This is a genomic window from Proteus sp. FME41 (genome assembly GCF_014897315.1).
GTDB lineage: Bacteria > Pseudomonadota > Gammaproteobacteria > Enterobacterales > Enterobacteriaceae > Proteus.
In genome coordinates this window covers 68,503-85,609 of record NZ_JABUYL010000004.1, presented here as the reverse complement: position 1 = coordinate 85,609, position 17,107 = coordinate 68,503, and the positions used below count along the sequence as shown (strand labels likewise).

At 33.5% G+C, this 17,107-nt stretch carries 15 protein-coding genes and 1 tRNA gene; 5 read left to right on the top strand and 11 right to left on the bottom strand.

The genetic code is table 11. The features are described from left to right. Window positions 1-17: 17 nt before the first annotated feature. Window positions 18-833 (bottom strand): 23S rRNA (guanine(745)-N(1))-methyltransferase, encoded by an 816-nt coding sequence (gene rlmA, locus INT04_RS05415; protein ID WP_193015153.1) that lies wholly within the window; start codon window positions 831-833, stop codon window positions 18-20. Window positions 834-978: 145 nt separating this feature from the next. After that, window positions 979-1,392, bottom strand: a complete 414-nt coding sequence (gene psiE, locus INT04_RS05410) for a phosphate-starvation-inducible protein PsiE (RefSeq protein ID WP_193015152.1) — start codon at window positions 1,390-1,392, stop codon at window positions 979-981. Between the two features lie 236 nt (window positions 1,393-1,628). Between psiE and INT04_RS05405 the strand changes: the two genes are divergently transcribed. Next, a complete protein-coding gene (locus INT04_RS05405; protein WP_193015151.1) occupies window positions 1,629-2,075 on the top strand; it encodes a universal stress protein in 447 nt (148 codons plus the stop codon). A 252-nt stretch (window positions 2,076-2,327) separates the two neighbouring features. Then, the gene (locus INT04_RS05400; protein WP_193015150.1) at window positions 2,328-2,912 is read left to right on the top strand and encodes a GrpB family protein; all 585 of its coding nucleotides are present in this window, start codon (window positions 2,328-2,330) and stop codon (window positions 2,910-2,912) included. Window positions 2,913-2,986: 74 nt separating this feature from the next. On the opposite strand, the gene INT04_RS05395 is transcribed toward INT04_RS05400, so the two are convergent. The 3 genes from INT04_RS05395 to cycA all read right to left on the bottom strand — a co-directional run bounded on the left by INT04_RS05395 (window position 2,987) and on the right by cycA (window position 6,124). Further along, window positions 2,987-3,805, bottom strand: a complete 819-nt coding sequence (locus INT04_RS05395) for an MBL fold metallo-hydrolase (RefSeq protein ID WP_193015149.1) — start codon at window positions 3,803-3,805, stop codon at window positions 2,987-2,989. A 213-nt stretch (window positions 3,806-4,018) separates the two neighbouring features. Continuing rightward, window positions 4,019-4,453, bottom strand: a complete 435-nt coding sequence (locus INT04_RS05390) for a universal stress protein (RefSeq protein ID WP_193015148.1) — start codon at window positions 4,451-4,453, stop codon at window positions 4,019-4,021. Between the two features lie 258 nt (window positions 4,454-4,711). Then, window positions 4,712-6,124, bottom strand: coding sequence for a D-serine/D-alanine/glycine transporter (gene cycA / locus INT04_RS05385; protein ID WP_193015147.1), 1,413 nt, complete (start codon window positions 6,122-6,124; stop codon window positions 4,712-4,714). A gap of 259 nt (window positions 6,125-6,383) precedes the next feature. Between cycA and INT04_RS05380 the strand changes: the two genes are divergently transcribed. After that, window positions 6,384-6,459: transfer RNA gene (locus INT04_RS05380), tRNA-Lys, on the top strand. A gap of 238 nt (window positions 6,460-6,697) precedes the next feature. On the opposite strand, the gene INT04_RS05375 is transcribed toward INT04_RS05380, so the two are convergent. The 5 genes from INT04_RS05375 to INT04_RS05355 all read right to left on the bottom strand — a co-directional run bounded on the left by INT04_RS05375 (window position 6,698) and on the right by INT04_RS05355 (window position 12,629). After that, complete coding sequence (locus INT04_RS05375; RefSeq protein WP_193015146.1) at window positions 6,698-7,387, bottom strand: molecular chaperone; 690 nt, start codon at window positions 7,385-7,387, stop codon at window positions 6,698-6,700. A 1-nt stretch (window position 7,388) separates the two neighbouring features. Beyond that, window positions 7,389-8,768 (bottom strand): fimbrial protein, encoded by a 1,380-nt coding sequence (locus INT04_RS05370; protein WP_226893986.1) that lies wholly within the window; start codon window positions 8,766-8,768, stop codon window positions 7,389-7,391. Continuing rightward, window positions 8,765-11,293, bottom strand: coding sequence for a fimbria/pilus outer membrane usher protein (locus INT04_RS05365; protein WP_193015145.1), 2,529 nt, complete (start codon window positions 11,291-11,293; stop codon window positions 8,765-8,767). Before INT04_RS05365 ends, INT04_RS05370 begins: the two co-directional genes overlap by 4 nt. 16 nt (window positions 11,294-11,309) lie before the next feature. Further along, entirely contained in the window at window positions 11,310-12,035 is a 726-nt protein-coding gene (locus tag INT04_RS05360; protein WP_193015144.1) for a molecular chaperone, read from the bottom strand. 63 nt (window positions 12,036-12,098) lie between these two features. Next, window positions 12,099-12,629: a fimbrial protein gene (locus INT04_RS05355; RefSeq protein ID WP_193015143.1), complete on the bottom strand. Its 531-nt coding sequence runs from the start codon at window positions 12,627-12,629 to the stop codon at window positions 12,099-12,101. A gap of 884 nt (window positions 12,630-13,513) precedes the next feature. Here INT04_RS05355 and INT04_RS05350 point away from each other — a divergent pair. Then, window positions 13,514-14,347, top strand: coding sequence for a hypothetical protein (locus INT04_RS05350; RefSeq protein ID WP_193015142.1), 834 nt, complete (start codon window positions 13,514-13,516; stop codon window positions 14,345-14,347). Window positions 14,348-14,616: 269 nt separating this feature from the next. Beyond that, the gene (locus INT04_RS05345) at window positions 14,617-15,426 is read left to right on the top strand and encodes a hypothetical protein (protein ID WP_193015141.1); all 810 of its coding nucleotides are present in this window, start codon (window positions 14,617-14,619) and stop codon (window positions 15,424-15,426) included. 122 nt (window positions 15,427-15,548) lie between these two features. On the opposite strand, the gene putP is transcribed toward INT04_RS05345, so the two are convergent. After that, complete coding sequence (gene putP / locus INT04_RS05340) at window positions 15,549-17,033, bottom strand: sodium/proline symporter PutP (protein ID WP_193015140.1); 1,485 nt, start codon at window positions 17,031-17,033, stop codon at window positions 15,549-15,551. Window positions 17,034-17,107: the final 74 nt, after the last annotated feature.

The window sequence follows — 17,107 nt, the reverse complement described above, 5'->3', positions numbered from 1 at the left end:
TTATTTTATATAAATAATTATTCAACACGTTGATAAACACAAATTAAAAAGTCTGTTTCACATTCAAAGCTTTTATTTTCAGCTAATGACTGTTTTACGTCTTCACTTGCACGCCATGCAAACGGCGTCATCTGTAATAAATCAAAAGCTTGTTTACCATTTAAATTCATCTTATAAGCTACTTGGTGTTCAGCCACTTTATTAAATCCATTAAAATGTTCTTCTTTTAAAGGATGAAGATGGACTTCTGAATAAATCAATGCTTTTAACTGGTAAAGATGACGAGGTGCCGGTGTAACCGTAATAATATAACCATTGTGTGCAATAACTCTTGCTAATTCATCGCTATTACAAGGGGCATAAATACGAACAACCGCATCTAAAGAGGCATCGCAAAAAGGTAAACGTTGGCTAGAGGCCACACAAAAATGAATAGATGAATAACGCTTAGCGGCATATTTAATGGCAACTTTAGAAACATCTAAACCATACACTTGTGGATTATGTGATTTTAAATTCTGATAAAATTGGTTTGTATAATAACCTTCACCACAACCAATATCCAACACCACGCTATTATTTTCAGGCAATAATATTTGTATTAAATCAGCCACTTTATCTCTCATTGGCTGATAAAATCCCGCATCTAAAAACTCACGGCGAGCGTTTATCATTTCAGCGCTATCACCAGGCTCTTTTGAGCGTTTAAATTGTACTGGCAACAGATTTACATACCCTTCTTTAGCACAATCGAATTGATGATTATTTTCACAGATCCAACTGTGAGCTTGAAGAGAAAGTGCCTGATTACATAATGGACATTGATAGGACATAGTAATATTTTTGTATAACCCAGAATAAAATTGAGAGAGATAATAACATACCTCTCTCAATCTTGCGGAAAACCTTCTTTTTATTTTAAATCTTAAATCTCGACTTTGTATGCCAAGTGGCTTAACACCCGTAGCTTTCAGGCGATTAAGTTCGTTTTAATTTTTCAGTATTAGCAATAAATAACGCAATAACTAACAATAAAATTGCACCTGATTGAATTAGTGTATCCACAGAGTCTTTATGTTCAACAATAATTAAACGCACTATTGCAGTAATACCGATATAGATAAAATATCTCAGAGGGAAATGCCCGCCAGATAAAAAATATTTAACAATAAGTGCAATAAACTCAAAATAAAGAAAGTAGATCAAAATACCTTCTAGCAATTGATAAGATGACTCTTGTGCACCTAAATTAAATAATAATGAAGCAATGACATACGTTTCTTTGATAAGAAAACTGACCAATACAATCGCTAAAATAAGCAATCCAATATTCAGTACCCACTGCAATAGAGTCGCAATACCTTTAAGTAAGTCTTCGCTTGATTTTCTCATATAAACTATAACCTAGTGAGATCATTCCGTGATGTGTAAAAATAATAAAAATACCTATTAGGTAATTTAACTAAATATTAAAGTATTTACGCATTTACCACACCATTTTTTTGTCTTTTAGAGCCAAAAAATAAAGAATAATGATGCAATAATCGCAATATTCGTTTTTAAATTTTAACTTGTAAGCTAGTTTACTTATACTTAATTTAAGAGCTAATTTATTGAAAAGGCATACTATGGCTAACAAATACCTCGTTGCAATTGATTTATTAGAAGATAATAGAATTCAGCGCATGATCGACGATATTCACTTCCTTGCAAGGAAACCAGAGAATTATTTCCATTTCATTACCGTTATGCCTAATTTACGTTCTTTAGAAGCTTATGGACTTAATTGTGATAGCACATCTATCGTTGAGAAAAAGCAACAAGCTTTAGTGTTATTGACTGAAAAATTAGAGCAATGCGTAAAACAACAATTTAACTTACCTAAAGAGCAATACCAATGCCATGCCGTTATCGGCACACCTAATTATAATATTCTAGAGTTAACAGAAAAAGTGGATGCAGATACCATTATTATTGGTTCCAGCTCACGCAATAAACGCAATATATTGCTGGGTTCTACAGCAGATTATATAGTAAACAATACGTCACGTTCAGTAATGGTTATTCGCAAATAAAATTACTAGCCCTCTTTCCTTTTGGCAATAATATTAGATTATTTATTGCCAAAAGAACTCTGCAATTATCTTCGTTATAAATAGCACTAAATGCGCCTTAATTTTTTCACTTCAAATAGTTAACTTGTTAGAATACGAACCAAAAAACTAAAATTTTAGGTCTTTTTTATCGCTATTTCTACTTTTATCCTAAATTTAATTCCAATACATTTATTTTCATTCTCTGTCTTCCAAACCTTAAATGAGATACTTATGAATCAAGAACTAAAACAGAAAATCTGTACATTTGAAGAAGGTTCTCCTGATGAAAATCCGTGGGTAAATGGAAAACCAACACCAAGTGTAATAAAGATTGAGCCGTATAATGAATTATGGGTAACATTATTTAATCAACAAAAAGAAAATATTATCCAAAAATTAAAAGATAAATGTTTAGCTATTGAGCATATTGGCTCAACAGCAGTACCTGAGTTAGATGCAAAACCGATCATTGATATTGACTTAATTGTTGCAAATCCCGCTGATGAACCCAGCTATATTCCTTGGTTAAATCAGTTAGGCTATGAACTTACAGTAAGAGAACCTTCGTGGTATCAACATCGTATGTTGAAACTAGAAACACCCAAGGTGAATTTACATGTTTTTGCGCCTAATTGCCCTGAACATCTTAGACATGTTTTATTTAGAGATTGGTTAATTAACCATAAAGAAGATAGAGAACTGTATATCGATGCAAAACTTAGTGCAAAAGAAGATGTTGAAAATGTACATCAATATAACCAGAAAAAAGATCACGCTGTAAAAGCTATTTATCAGCGAATTTTTGATTCACTTTAAGCAATCTTTTCTCTTTTTTATTTCATATCCTCACTCAATTCCTGAAGTGAGGATATAAAATTTATTGTTTATTTTTATTCAAAAGATAAAGATTGTCCTGCGTTAAAATCTTTCGCATTAAGATATTTTCGCCCTAACACGCCAGTGCAATGGCATCCATAGACATCAATATTTGTATCTATGGCTTTTTTCGCGCGCTGTAATGCTGATGGTGTTGCACAACGCAAATGTAAGCCCCCCACAATTGCTTGAATTTGATGATTACCTGTTATTTTTTTCGCATGTTCAACTATAGATTCAATACCAGAGTGACTACAGCCCGTAATAATCACTAAGCCTTTTTTTCCTTGCCAAACAAGAAAACTATCATCAAGAACGTAATCATCCTCTTCGCCTGATTCATGAATAATAACACCGTAGCGTTTATTCACTTCACGTTGAGTCACCTGCCCTGAATAGATAAAGTTTTCTTCAATTGATAACGGTACTTGTGTTAATTCAAAAGAAAACTGTGCTTCAAGTTTTGCACGATCAAATAAAGGGGCTAAGCGTTTAAATTTGATATTTTTATTACCTAAAAAAAGTGCTGAATAACGAACCGAAAAGAGATGAGGATGAGCGATAACTCGTGGCTTATTGAGAAAAAATTCTACTGGTAAATGCGTAAGTCCACCAAAATGATCATAATGCCCATGAGACACAACAATCGTTTTCAATGTGGTTAAATCAATACCCATTTTTTTTGCATTTGAAATAAAGGTAAGATCTTTTCCAGTATCAAAGAGAATTTTAGCTTGGCACTCATCATCTTCTAGCAATAATGATAAACCAGGATAATAGTTAAGTTCCGGATTAATTGATTTGTTTTCTAGCAATGCGGTGATCGTTAACATAGCGATTTTTTAATTATTATCAGTAGATAACTAATAATAATTAAAAAAAGAATTAGTGCCAAATATAAAAACTGCTAATTTGTGCGATTGTTTTACCTTTTTAGTTACATAATCGCTGTTATGTACTAGATAAACATAACAGCGACATCACTAAACCTGCAAACAGTCTTATTTATCGCTCATAAACACATTAGGCATATCTTACGATTCTATTTACCTTACTACCATAACCGAACGTTTTGCATAACGTGTAATATCTGCAGCGGTTGAACCTATATGATAAGAATCATCTTCAGGATTATGCGAGCCAATCACAATTAAATCTGCATTCACTTCATCAGCAACCTGCAATATGGCATCTCGTGGTGTACCAATACAAATGTGAGTTTGCATTCTATCGTCAGGTAAATCAAAACGCTCAATTATTTTTTTTAGCTCTTTTTCTGCTGATGTTTTTAAGCATCCTTGATCTAATTGATCACCATTCATAACAAGTCGATAATAAGAAGATTGTGGAAGTTTAGGAAGTACATACAAAAAGTGAACGTAAGGATCTTCATTTTTTGCAATATCTTCTACTAACGGAATTGCTTTGTTCATCAGGTTATCTTCATCAATATCAATGGGAACCAAAATATTCTTATACATACCGTCTCCTTTTATTTTAATTGTAGGATAGTGTATTTTTAAAAAATTACCGGATGTAGTTAACATATTTTAAAAAAATTATATCTCTTAAAGATAATGTTTATTTTTCACTCAATATAATATTGAAATACTCGTAAATTAAATAAGTCATAGTGAATATAAATTTTATTTAAATATAAAAAAGAGCCTGATTATTTTCTCAATAAAAAAACCTTATCAAAATAAAATGATAAGGTTTTTTTGTATCCCGCAATGGCGTTATTTCTGAATAAGCCTTTTTTGTTTGTGTTTTTTAACGTATTGATAGCCAATTGCTAATGCAATAAACCATAACGGCGTCACACTTAATGCTTGCCGTGTATCATGTTCTAAAGCCAATAGCACCGTCATAAAGGCAAAGAAAGCAAGACATAACCACGACATAATAATTCCCAACGGCATTTTATAAATAGACTTCTCATGCAATTGTGGCCGTTTTTTACGGTATGCTAAATAAGAGCATAAAATCATACTCCAGATAAACATAAATAATAATGCAGAGACTGTTGTTACTAAGGTAAATACATGCATTACATCAGGAATAAAATAAATTAATACAATTCCACATGATAAACATAAACTCGTGAATAACAGTCCATTAGCTGGCACAGCTCTCGTTGATAATTGGCTAAATTGCTTTGGCGCTTCACCTTCTTTAGACAAACCGAATAGCATACGACTGGTGGAAAAGATGCCACTATTTGCAGAAGAGGCTGCTGCAGTTAATACCACAAAATTCACTAAACTTGCAGCCGCAGGAATACCGATCATGACAAATAACTCAACAAAGGGGCTTTTATCCGCCAAAATAGATCGCCATGGTGTTACTGACATAATAATTGCTAATGCCAATACATAGAAAGTAATTATACGGATAGGAATAGCGTTAATCGCTTTAGGCAACGATTTTTCTGGGTTACGGGTTTCAGCGGCTGCCGTACCCACTAATTCAATTCCCACAAAAGCAAAAATAGCAATTTGGAAACCAGCAAAAAAACCACTTAGCCCTTTAGGGAACATACCACCATCATTCCAAATATTCTCAAGTGCTGCGGTATGCCCCGCTGGCGATTCAAATCCAATACTGATCAGAAAAACACCGACAATAATCAAAGACACTATGGCCGTTATTTTTATCATGGAGAACCAAAATTCCATTTCTCCAAATAGTTTCACTGTCGCTAAATTTAAAATAAGTAATGTCAGCACACAAATAAAAGAGGTTCCCCATTCAGGGAAATTGGGTGCCCAATAACTAATATAGGAAGTGATAGCGACAATATCAGCAATACCTGTAATAACCCAGCAAAACCAATAAGTCCAACCGACAAAAAAACCAGCCCAAGGTCCTAATAAATCACCCGCAAAATCACTAAATGATTTATATTCTAAATTTGATAATAACAATTCGCCCATAGCTCTCATTACAAAGAACAGGACAAAGCCAATGATCATATAGACAAAAATAATTGATGGTCCAGCTAATGAAATGGTTTTTCCTGATCCCATAAATAGACCAGTGCCAATAGCACCACCAATGGCAATTAATTGAATATGACGATTTGTTAACCCGCGTTGTAGAGTGGCATTTTTTACTCTAGCGGGAGGAGAAATTTCTGTTTGATCTTCCATACAATACCTGAAGTGTGTTCATATTTTTGATGTTGTTTTGCCGCTATTTTATTTTTTGGCGCAGCAATATGTTTGCGAAATTATTGTGACACAAATCGCAGTGTAAGTAATGAAAAGATCACTTTTAGTAAAATGAATGATGCTTTGATAACCAGACAAGATCCTTTCTTTCATTTATTTGGCGATATTTTATCCATTTGGAAAAAAATTAAAATAAGGGCTTGACCATCGCTTTTTAGAGGTGAATAATCTGCGCATCGGGTTGTTAGCTCAGTCGGTAGAGCAGTTGACTCTTAATCAATTGGTCGGGGGTTCGAACCCCCCACGACCCACCAATTTTACGCTGAGAAATCAGGCAGATAGGCCACTTAGAAATAAGTGGCTTTTTTGTATCTGGAAGAAAATGGTGACAAAATGGCGACAGAAAATTTTACGTTTTTATATTAAAACTTAAACCTTATTTTAATATATACGTGTTTATAAATCACACAGAAAATATCTAATATAAGAACATATACAAGTGAAATTTTTCACTAATTAGTTTAGAAAAATAAATGTAATTCACTAACCTCTCTACTTTATTTCCCTTTTATTTTGAAATTCACCGCCAAAATCATCAATTAACACATAGCTAATCTGGTTTATTTGATTGTTTTCTAATACAGCTTGTTGTTTTGAAAAAGGCGCTAACATAGGGATAATGATATTAGGGTTATTCTCACCAAATGCAGATTTCACTGTGACATAAAAAGAAGTTGGATTTTCTATTGTTAACAACTTATCTGATTTTGTAAATTTTAGTGATTCACTTACCTCTGAAATTTTCATCATTAAATTATCTGGCCGATAAAATACTTTGATTTGTAACCTCACTACCACGTTAATTAAGTTTTCATCTTCTTTTTTATTAACGGGTTTTGGTGTAATTTCATATAAATTAAGCCAATAAAGTGTCTCTTTTTCTTTATCCATATTAGTGAATTTATTAATGACTCGAACTAATTGAGATTCACTAGGCTTTAATTGTAATACTGGAGGTAATGACAGAGCAGAAACATCTGTTATTGTTTCGGGTGTATTATCAGGATTTCCATCATCAACCCATGTTTGAATAACAACCGGATATTCTCCATCATTTTTGATATTTAATGATGCCTCTCTATCAGAATGATAAAGTACAACTCTTGAGCCATCTAGTGCTAAATTAGCGCTGGCTATAATAGAAAAACACATTAACAAAATAAATATCCCTACCCTCTTCATTTTATTGCACCTGTATAATCACTTGTACTGTCGCATTAAATTTTCCTGCTGTGATTTTTTCTCTTGGCAGAGCTTCTAGCGAGGCATATAAAGTCTTCGTTAATTCAGCAACTCCATTATTAAAAGAGACAGATCTTGCATCATCATAAATAGGATACCAACCATATCCATCTCCTTGCCCTTCATTTGCTAGCGTTGATAGGAAATTTAATGGTACGCCTGATGGACGATATATTCTCACCCCTACACCTTTTGTCATATTAGGGTTAGTACCATAACCATCTGTCACTAAATGAGTTATGCCGGCACCATTAGGTGCAGTTAATCCTAATTCAATTGCTTTATTAACATTGGCAGGGCGAGGTAAAAATCCCATTGCTGTTTGCCCTGCACCTGTGCCACTAGCAAGATTACTCATTCCTTCACTAGCCGGTGGGGTTAATTGACAATAAAAATCAATATCAATAGGCAGTTTTACTTTTTTACCTTCAGCCAATTCATTTATCGTTACAAGTGGAAAGGTAACATAAGGAGTGACATTTCGAACAAAGCATGTTGAAGCATTGCGAATATAAATACGACGAGCCATATTTACCGAAGCTGGCCAATAAGCATAAAAACCATGATAATTTGACGCATGATCAGATCCATCTTTCAATAAGTAAGAAAAATTAGAACTTTGAAAAGCAATATAACCAGCAGGTTGATTAATAAAAGTAATAAGCCCACTACTTGATTGTGCTGGAGGAATATCTGCCGTTCTTTCATAATTGATTTTAAACAACTCAACTTCCATATTAGAAAAGTCTTTCGCTTTCACCAATATCCAACCCTGGCTATCTCTTTCCAAATTTGTCAACGGACGAGATTTCCAGTAACGACTATAATATTCACCTGTAATGGTATTTTTAATTCTCATTCCTAAGCCTCTTGCAAGGCTAATATAAGTATCATTTAATCCTAAAGCTGGATTAACAAGCTTGTTCCCTGCATAAAGATAATCACCATTTGTTGAATAAAATTCCCTTAGTTTTCCCTCTTCATCTGCGGTACAACGAAAGAGTATTTGCTCGGGATCATACGTTTCATAACCCGCTTCTAATATAGAAACAAAACCACTTGCCACTAATGTTCCTGGAGGTTGGAATAGATCATTATTCACATTAATCACTTTAGGTGTCGTTCCCATAGAACCAGAGTCATCTCTTGCACCAGCCCAGTTTTTTCCTGTACCTTTACCTGGCTCTGTATAGTAAACACTATTTGGATTCGTTGTCGTCGTTGTTATTTTATAGCAGATAGCTGAAGTAAAAACAGGAAATAGCATCAACACGAATAACGTACATATTTTATAAAAGAAATAGTGGCAATTTAATTTCATAAGCATTGACCTGATAATAGAATGAGTTTATCTGCTTCTTTTTCTTCTGGTATCGAATAAGCAATTTTACAGCTATTTTCATCTTTACCGACAACTAACGAGCCTTCTCTATTTTCAATCCGAACATAAACTTGGTTGCTTTGCCCAACCATTCCTACAATATGCCCCTCTTTATCATAGACATTTTCACCTAAAGCCAATTGTGTTTCAGGTTTAACCCCAATTAATACAGGATATCCAACTCTTGTTTTAAAGACTATCTTGGTACTTGCGCCCGAATAGGGTGCTATTTGTTTAGTATTTTCCAATAGTTCAATATTATTATTCTTAATATTTTTACCCTCTAAGCTGACATTATTATATTGGTAAGGCACCAGAGAGGGCACAATTGCGTAACCAAAGGGATCTATTTGTGACCCCATCCCATTACTCACATTCGCCCCACTTGCACCTTTAGCCTCAATCAACGCAAATGACTCGCTGATACGAGGCCCCAATGTCACGCCACCACTATGGGCAACTAACGCACCTTGTATACCAATACTTCCTTGAGTGTAATGTTTTCCATTAGAAATACTGCTGGATAACGTTGTGAATGGCAGTTGTTTAATTAAATGCAAGCCACTTCCTATCGCTCTATTTTGAGAGTCATAATCAGTATTTATGCTATAAGACAAGGTTTTATCCTCACCTAAAAGACCTGAAAGATTCGCTTGATAGCTAGCATCATGACTAGAATGGTTTGAAGATAAAGATAACATTGGCGAATACTCTGACATCCCTAATGGCATAGAGACAGAAAACATAATCATATCTTCTGATGTAGGGTCTGTTTTTGTAGATGTAAATGTATTATTAGCTATCATCTGCCCTGTTTTTTGGCGACTATAAGCAATATTGTAGGCAATATTGTTATAGCTATTCGAATAACCAATTTGATACTGAGCATCATGCCCTTTATTACCATAATAATTACTCATTGAGCCTGAGATATAGAGCTGTCCCCATTTATCAAGAGACTGATTTACGCTCAGTGTAAATTGGCTTTCTTGGTTATAGCTATTTGAATTCCATACCAAGTCATTATTTGCACTTTTTCTTAATCCCAATACATCGTTATATTCACGAAAGTTTTCTGTTGAGTATTTATAACCCGCCAGCGTAATCACAGTATTTGTGGGGCTAAACGTACGACTATAACTCACACCTAATCGCCCACCTTGATAATTTTTACCATTAACTTCAGCATTAGAAACAGCACTATTAAATCCAAAAGCACCTAATTTTGTTGCAATAACAGAACCAGCAAATATTGATTGATATTGATGACCTACTCGTAATCCTGTATTTAACGTAACGGTATTATTTAAACCATATTGCAGAGCAATATCCGAAAAATAGCTATTCTCGGAACCAAAATTATTTACTTCACCTGCTGTAAAATTATATTTAAATCGACCTGGCCTAACGGATTCAGGTAATGCCGTAAAAGGAACAATAAAAGATGAAACTTTGCCATTACCTTCATGTATTTCAACGAACAAATCCCCTTCATAACTTGTGGGATAGAGATCATTTATTTCAAATTGCCCAGGAGAAACCGTGGTTTGATAAATTTCAGTACCATTTTGTTTTACTACAACTCTCGCAGTGGTTGCCGCAATTCCTCTAATCACAGGGGCATACCCTTTTTGCGAATCAGGTAACATTCTTTCATCAGACATTAATTGAACACCTTTAAATGCCAGACTAGAAAATTGAGCACCTGTTGTATAAATATCACCCACCACTAACATTGATTTTAATGAAAGTAATGGTTTCTGTAGATAAGTTCTTATCCAGTTAAATTCACTATCACTCGCTGATTTTGATGAGTTATAAGAATAAGAGGCTTGTTGACGAAATTGCCATGTTCCTAAATTCATCCCCATATTAATACTCGCAAAACCATAGTCTGATGTTTGCCCACTCGATTTGTTTTTATAATAATTACCTGAGTAGTTAGTAAACAACATCGTATTTCCGCTATCTAAATCAGCCTCATTAACATATCCTTGTGGCGTTCGTTTTAACAAAATTTGTGGTACTGCAATCGTTATTCTGAAATTTGATACATCGAAGGTATCTACAATATTTTTATTAATCTTATTTAACTCTAAGCATTGAAATCTTTCATTACTCAATCTGTTATCAAGTAAAATGCCTATCTCATTGATTTGTTGATAAGTAAAACAAGGAACAACTTTATTTTTATCATTTAATTGAAAATTTATATTTTTCCTTTCAACAAAACGGTTATTGATGTAGATATCAACATCGTAATCACCAGGAGTAATATAATTACTATCATGAAGTTGATTAATATTAATGTTATTTTTGCTACCTAATAATAAAGCAGGATCAAACTCATATTCATCTGCAAAGGCAGACGGCATTGAGTGAAAAATAAAAGCAAATGAGCTAATTAAGAATACACTTCTTAGTCTCTTATTGAATTTAGCGATGCTTTTTTTTGTTAATTTCATTTCAATGCCACTTTAATTAATGAATTAAATACGTTGCGATATTTTGTCCGCCTAAATCATTAAGATATTTATAATTTATCTTATCGGGTGAAAATGAAAGCTTGTCACTTGTTTCTGGTGATAATACCTCTGTAGATAGAGGCGAAACCATGGTGGACTTATATACAAACTTTTTCCCTGTTGAATTTGTGGCTTCGAGTGAGGAAAATGATACAAAAAATGGTGAGTCATTTTTAACTGTTATATTATTATTGGCTCCCTTTGAAAATGATATATGTTTTTCAATGTGACTAAATTGAGATTCAATAGAGGTCGGACGATAAAATATTTTTAATCTATGGTGCACAATAACGGTAAAACTATTCCCTTCTTTAATATCCTGATTCAGATCTTTAGGGGGAATTTGAGCTACATTTAAATAAAAAATTGACTCTTTATCTTGAGGGAGACCTTCTCCAGTATAAATAAGCCGAGCATCTCGTCCTGTCTTAGGGTCAATACGAAAAACAGGCGGTTGGATCATAAAAGGGGCATCCGCATTATCAGGCGTAGAGTTTGGATTATTTTTATCAGCCCATATCTGCATGATGTAAGGAATATCATCATTATTCATAAACTTTAATACTTCAAAGCGTGAATCTGATGAATAAACAATTCGTGTTTTTAACATCGTGACACTTGAAAATACGGTTGTGCTATAACTTAAAAAAAGGACTGCAATTAACATTATTATTTTTTTCATGGCTTATCTTCCTCTTATATAAACAAAAAATGTCTCCTTTATAAAAAAGGAGACATAGTAATATTATTGATAAGAGATAGAGTACTGCACACTACCTTCTACTTTACCTGCCGTCGCAACATCATCAGCATAATAACGAACGGCATAATCATAAGATGCTGACTTTTCGTTTGCTTTTAAAACAAGCCCCGCATTACCCACACCCGTTAAATCAATTTTTGTTCCTGTGTTTGCAGGATCAATAATTTCTAAGCTGACATTGTTATTTGCCGCAGAGTTACCAATACGACCATCTGTTGTCAGGTTATTTGCAACAAAAATTGTTTTAATATTGGTATCTGCGGGTTTGGAACCAGTGCAGCCGCTCACCGCAATAGTAAATGGAGTTTGTCCTGCTGTTTTACCTGCTGTATCTAAAGCAGTAACAGGAACTGTAGGTAATAAAACGACAGGAAGTGCAGAGTTGCCATTAATAGTTACAGTACAAGTTTCATCAGAAACCTCACCTTGGAAACGAATGGTATTATCTGAAGCTGCAAAAGCCGTGGTAGAAAAAACACCTGCAATTATAGTCGCAAGAAGTATTTTATTCATAATAAAACTCTCCGGTAATATATAAAAATAAGACTAGTTTATTGTGTTAAAAATATAAAAAGGCGAACATGAAATAATGTAGTTTATCAATAACAATATTTCATATTTATTGCGTAACAATCTGTAAGTAATTATGATTATCTGCTGTTTTACTCTAAATATGCAACTATTTAGCGTAATTTTAAGTATTAACACCTACATTATTTACAATAAATATCTTAATTAGACCTTCTTTTTGTGACTAATTGTTATTTTAAAACACCGTAATCGATTATATTAAGATTAATATTAAAAATAGCATTTCTTTATTTGAATTGATCCTTATCATTTTTATTTAATACTCAATCACTGATTGCATTAATAATTAAATTAACTAATTTAAAAACACAAAACAATAAAAACATAGCGATACAACCATGATGATTATTAATAAAAAAACAAAAATTAACTTATAAAACAAATAAAATTTATATTTCCTAATAATTAAATTAATATATTAAAAGTATTTAATACATTAATAAAAACCCCTCAATCAGCTATATCTACTTTCAATATGAGATAGTTTGTAGATCAAAAATAGCTAGAATGGCGATGTCTGTCATAAAAGAAAAAATTTCAACCTTTATATCGTCCATAAAAAATGAGCATTACCCCTTTATCGTCCCATTAATTTTATAGGATTTTATCTATACTATTTGGTAAAGGAATTATCTATACTAGGCTCATATTCTGTACTATAAATAATTCGAGGTGCAGCTAAGTGACAAGAACATGAGTCACTAGGCACATACAGAAGTTTACGGCTAGTGCGGAGTGAACGTAATCAACAGCGCTGCGACTTGAAGTATGATGAGTATATACACAGTATTATCACGGACGCTCCTATGAAATCACCCTTACTCCTTATTCTTGCATTCTATACCACGTCTTCATTTTCAGCGGTTACCCCCCCACGTCAATGCACAGATACTGAAAAACAAAATAATATTGCCAATAACACCATCATATTACTCAATTCTTATAATGGACCAATTAAGTCAATAACAATGACAAGTACTCTGCCTGATGATGGGCGATTTAAAGCACTGAAAGGTGAAATAAAACTTGATGAGTGTGGAAATTTACTTAAAGACAGCACTTCAATGCAAGAATATGTCGAAGGAAATGTTGAGACTAACCTGATACGAACATCCCCTGATAATCCTTATGTTATTCGATACCAGTTCCAAATAAAAAACCCCCAAAGAACACATTCTATCTATATGCAAGAAACTTATAGTAAAGATGAGCAAAATCGACTTAATAAGAAAATCACTCAATACTATACCAATGATGGCGTTTTAATAGAGACAGATATCAGCCGATTTGACTATAAAGATGGGCGCATCATTAAAGAAATCAGTACCTCATCATCACCTGATCAAGACGTTATCACAACACAGTATGCTTATAACGCTCAAGGAAAGCTGGTTCAAGTCATAGAAGATAAAAAACTAAATGTAGAATATCAATATGATGATAAAGGGAAAGTTATTAAGCAAGCAAACTATATCAAAGGTATGTACGATGAAGATAAAGCATTTATCACAACTTGCCTTGAATGGGATACATTTAATAACTGCTCAAAAGAACAACTTGAGAGTACGATTAAATATGGTGACGAAATCATTAATTATAGCAAAGCTATGCTTTATAACGAATTTACTTACTATGAATAATATCTAATTCTCTTCTATTATTTTAACAACTCACAAACAACATACAAATCAGACTATCTTAAATAGACTGTTTTGTATGTTATTATTTAAAAACAAATCTTTTATTAATACTTTCTAAAAAAAACAATTTGTGTAAAACTACTTAAATCAATAAATGATAAATTCATACTTACTAAGAAAAACGACTTATCTTATACTACTTATCAAATAATGATGAATGCACCTTGTTAATCGCATTCTTTAATAAATATTTTAAGACGGCGCATTATATGAAATTACCTTTATTTTTTATTTTTTCTTTATACACACCGCTCTCTGCTTTTGCTTGTGACGACGTACAAAAACAGGTTAACACCTCTAATAACATGGTCACTATGCTTGAATATTATAATGGGCCTGTTAAATCAATAATAACGACTAGCACACTACCTGAACATGGCCGGTTTAAAGCCTTCAAGGGGGAAGCAAAATTTGATGAATGTGGTAGCTTAACTAAATATCATTTTTCAACACAAGAATACATCCACGAGCATATTGAAACAAATATTTTAAGAATGTCAGATCCCTATGACACTAAACACAAATATCAATTAAAAAATCGCCATAGAAATCATACACTCTATTTAAATGAAATTTACAATAAAAATGAACAAAATCAGCTAACACATAAAATATCTAATTTTTATGATGAATACGGCACATTAATGGGCTCTGAAACAAGTCAATATTTTTATAAAAGTAATAAAATAATTACATCAACAGTTACTAAATCTGATGTTGAAAATCAAGGTAATACAATAAATTTTTACTATGACGAACAAGGACGGTTACTAAAAGTTATTGAGAATAATGACGTTACCTTAGAATTTAATTATGGTAATGACGGTAAAGTTTTACGCCAAACTCAATTATTTAGTAGCCTCTATGATGATATTAGAGAATATGATAATACATGCCGTGAGTGGGATAACTATAATAATTGTTTAACATGGGATTTAGTCAGCATAGTTAAACAAAACAATAAAATCATCGATACAAGTAAAGCTACTGTATATAATAAAATCGAATATTATGAATAACTTCTTTTTTATCTTAAAAAAAATTAATTATTTCAAACCTTAAATTAACAATTATATTTAAACATAAAGGCCACCTTATTTTGTAATAAAGTGGCCATTTATTTAGCTTATTCAATTTTTTATTATGTATTACGGTATTCAGTTTCTACTTCATTAAAACGCTGTTGGTTCTCTTTACTTGGCTCTTTACCCATCAAACTGATAACAATGATAGCAATAGAAGCAAAAATAAAGCCCGGAATAATTTCATATAATCCAAACCATTTATATTGCATCCATACTAATACAGTTAAAGCACCAATCAGCATGCCTGCAAAAGCACCATTACGCGTCATTCGTTTCCAAGTTACCGAGATAAGAATAACAGGACCAAATGCGGCACCAAAGCCAGCCCATGCATTACTGACTAAATCGAGCACTTTATTATTAGGATCACGCGCTAAGAAGATTGCAATAACCGCCACTAGCAACACCATCCCACGCCCTACCCAAACTAACTCTTTTTGGCTCGCACTTTTGCGGATAAACGGTTTGTATAAATCTTCAGTTAATGCACTCGCACAAACTAATAACTGACAGCTTAATGTACTCATTACTGCAGCTAAAATAGCTGACAGCAAAATACCCGCAATCCATGGATTAAACAGCAGTGATGCTAATTCCATAAAGATACGTTCATTTTTAGCGGTTACTGCCCCTGCTTGTGCTGGGTTCATTTCAAAGTAAGCAATACCAAAGAACCCAACGGCGACAGTACCGCCTAAACAGAGGATCATCCATGTCATACCAATACGACGTGCTTTACGAATAGTCTGGTTAGAATCAGCAGCCATAAAGCGGGCAAGAATATGAGGTTGTCCAAAATAGCCCAATCCCCACGCTAATAAAGAGACAATAGCGATAAAATCAAGGCCTTTGAACATATCAAGATAAGACGGATCTTTAGCTTTAATGATCGCAATAGAGGTATCAACACCACCAACCGCGAATATGACAATAATCGGTGTCAGGATCAGGGCAAATATCATTAGGGTTGCTTGAACAGTATCCGTCCAACTTACTGCAAGAAATCCCCCTAAAAAAGTATACGCAATAGTTGCAAGCGCGCCATAAATCATTGCTTCTTGATAAGGAATATGGAAGGTTGATTCAAAAAGCATACCACCTGCGACCACACCAGAAGCACAGTAGATAGTAAAGAAAATAAGAATAACGAGTGCTGAAATAATCCGTAATATCTTACTTTTATCATCAAAGCGTGATGTCAAATAGTCTGGCAGTGTTAATGCGTTATTATTTCTTTCAGTTTGTAACCGTAGACGCCCTGCGACTAAACGCCAGTTTAGCCATGCGCCTAAACATAAACCAATAGCTATCCAACTTTCAGAAATACCCGCGAAAAAAACGACACCGGGTAATCCCATTAATAGCCAGCCACTCATATCAGAAGCACCCGCAGAAAGTGCGGTCACCACACTGCCTAGCCGTCGCCCCCCAAGAATATAATCATCAAAATTTTTCGTTGAACGATAAGCAAGATAACCAATAAAAAGCATACCCAAGATGTAGATAGTAAATGTAATTAGCATTGGCGAAGTTAGAGCCATAATTGCAGTTCTCCATAAATCTGTTTCTAATCATCGTGATGTTTTTGGCCTGTACAGGAACGTTGCACATCGTT